We start from the raw sequence: 2,685 nt of genomic DNA on the forward strand, positions 1-2,685 counted from the left end.
CTCGATTTTAGTCGATTTTTTGAGCTTAACTAATTGGTCTTTAGCAGTTTGGGACAGTTTAATGTTATTTATAGGGGGTTCCATCGTCGTCATTTACTAAATATTAGATTGAGTACTTGAGATGGGATTACCTGGGAGGCAGTGTTTAAATACACACGCTCGGGGCTACAGGACGATTTACCAAGCATCTACTAACTATGTCCACAGTTCAACGCAAAGCCGAACATATTCGGATCTGTCTAGAATCAGATGTCCAGTTTCACACTCAAGGCAGTGGATTCGATCGGTATCAGTTCAGTCACAGTTGTCTGCCAGAATTAGATTACCAAGATATCGACCTGAAGACCAAATTTCTCGGCAAAGAGCTAGGCGCACCAATTTTGATGTCCTCCATGACTGGGGGGACAGCCCAAGCCAAAGAGATCAATTATCGATTGGCGGAAGTAGCACAGGAGTATAAACTGGCGATGGGTGTCGGATCTGTGCGCGTAGCCATCGAGCAACCTCAAGTCGCCGACACTTTTCAAGTCCGCCAAATTGCACCCGATATATTATTACTCGCCAATCTGGGTGCCGTCCAGCTCAATTATCGCTATGGGATCGATGAATGTGCGCGAGCGGTAGAATTCTTGGGTGCCGACGCCCTGATTCTGCACCTCAACCCCCTTCAGGAGTGCATTCAACCCCACGGGGATACGAATTTCAGGGGATTACTCGATCGAATTGCTACCGTCTGTCAGCGGCTGTCTGTCCCCGTCATCGTCAAAGAGGTGGGCAACGGGATTTCGGCACCGATAGCCCAGCAATTAATCTCCGCTGGCGTTACTGGCATCGATGTCGCGGGTGCTGGTGGGACTTCCTGGGCAAAGGTGGAGAGCGAACGCGCTCAAACTGCCCTGCAACGACGACTCGGCGAGACTTTTGCCGATTGGGGCATTCCTACGGCTACCTGTATCGCTACGATTCGCGACATCGCGCCTACGCTCCCGCTCATTGCCTCCGGCGGATTGCGAAATGGCTTGGATGTCGCCAAAGCCATCGCCCTCGGGGCAGATCTGGGGGGTTTGGCATTGCCGTTTCTCCAAGCTGCGGACATCTCGACACCCGCCGTCGCGGAATTAGCGGAGATATTAATGGCAGAAATCCAGACAGTATTATTTTGTACCGGAAATCAAAACCTGTCGGCGTTACGACAATCCGATTGTTTGCAGCCACTCTGATAATAAGAGCGAGTTTATTTACGCAAAAGCAGTTAAAGATTGGTAGATCGGTAGGTTCGATCGAGAAATCTGGGCATAATGAAGACTCTTACCCTGGAAAATTGAGAATTACTGTTTCGACAACTGTAAGAATACCATCACGATCGAGTCTACCGATCTACAATTTAATTATTGGCGCGAACCTCACAATCCTCCAATAACTAAACTGTATAAAAAAATACTAAAGCTACGCAATAAACCCTAGTTGTCATCCAGCTTGGCTCCAGACTAAAACTTTATTTTTACAATTACTACCTCACTTTTATCTGACGAGACGCAGGGGTCTAAGTCCCCATCTTAATAACCCAATTCTCAATTCTCAATTCTCAATTCTCAATTAATTTAAATATTTCATATGCGTCAATTTCTCAAGCAAGCCTTGGCTAGTACGATCGGTAGTCTCCTCGGCTTAAGTTTATTTTCAGCAGTATCATTGACTTTAGTAACGATAACGATCGGTGCGCTGATTCAGAGTGCTGCTAATAACGAAACTATTAAAGTCCCCGAAAAGTCGATTTTGACGCTCGACTTATCCCGATCGATCGTCGATCTCAATCCAGGTAAAAGCTTGCAAGAAACGCTCGCAGGCGATGCCACTCGCGTGACAGAATTAAAAACTGTTTTAAATGCGATCGATGCTGCGACCAAAGATAAACGGATTGTCGCGATTTATTTAGATGGTAGTAAAGGCAAACAAGCTAATACGGGATTTGCTACGCTCAAAGAAGTCCGGACTGCCCTAGAGCGATTTCGAGCCGCTGGCAAACAAATTATTGCCTACAATGTCGATCTGGATAAACGCGATTATTATCTATCATCAGTTGCCAATCGGATCTTTATCAATCCGATGGGTTCGGTCGATATTAATGGTTTTCGCTCGGAAACGATGTTTTTTAAAAACGCTTTTAATAAATATGGGATCGGCGTAGAAGTCGTCCGAGTTGGTAAGTACAAATCTTTTGGCGAAGCTCAGACTTTAGCTAAGTTTAGTCCTGAAGCCAGACAAGAAACTCAACAGTTATTAAATAATCTCTGGAATGAATTCAAAACTGCGATCGGCACCAGTCGGCAACTAACACCTGAATCGATCCAAAAAATGGCAGACGATCGCGGGATGTTAACCGCCGCCCAATCGATTCAAAATAAACTAGTCGATCGCACTGCTTATCTAGATGAAGTTTTAACAGAACTTAAGAAAATTAGCGGTGCTGATGAAGAAGACAAAACTTCTTACCGCAAGATTAGCATCGGCGACTATGCCCAAACCGCTAATAAAACATCAACAAATTCCAGTCAGAAAGTTGCGGTAATTTATGCCCAAGGTAATATCGTCAGCGGGGAAGGATCGCCCGGACAAATCGGCGGCGATAGTCTCGCGCGTCAAGTCCGCGAACTCCGATTGGATAAAGATGTCAAAGCCGTAGTA

Annotated in this window: 2 protein-coding genes and 1 pseudogene; 2 read left to right on the forward strand and 1 reads right to left on the reverse strand. The window is 45.7% G+C overall.

All coding sequences use genetic code 11. The features are described 5' to 3' along the window. Positions 1-84, reverse strand: a pseudogene (locus RMO35_RS25485) (DNA sulfur modification protein DndE); the annotation flags it as partial. Between the two features lie 113 nt (positions 85-197). Here RMO35_RS25485 and fni point away from each other — a divergent pair. Together fni and RMO35_RS23040 are read left to right on the forward strand one after the other, a co-directional pair. Beyond that, a complete protein-coding gene (gene fni, locus RMO35_RS23035; protein ID WP_309744722.1) occupies positions 198-1,220 on the forward strand; it encodes a type 2 isopentenyl-diphosphate Delta-isomerase in 1,023 nt (340 codons plus the stop codon). 394 nt (positions 1,221-1,614) lie between these two features. Next, on the forward strand, positions 1,615-2,685 hold a 1,071-nt coding region (locus RMO35_RS23040; RefSeq protein WP_309744724.1), incomplete at its 3' end, for a S49 family peptidase.

The sequence above is a fragment of the Chamaesiphon sp. OTE_20_metabat_361 genome, assembly GCF_031364565.1.

Bases quoted from the DNA above. Each gene is read 5' to 3' on its own strand.
- fni (WP_309744722.1), top strand. From the start codon at position 198: ATGTCCACAGTTCAACGCAAAGCCGAACATATTCGGATCTGTCTAGAA.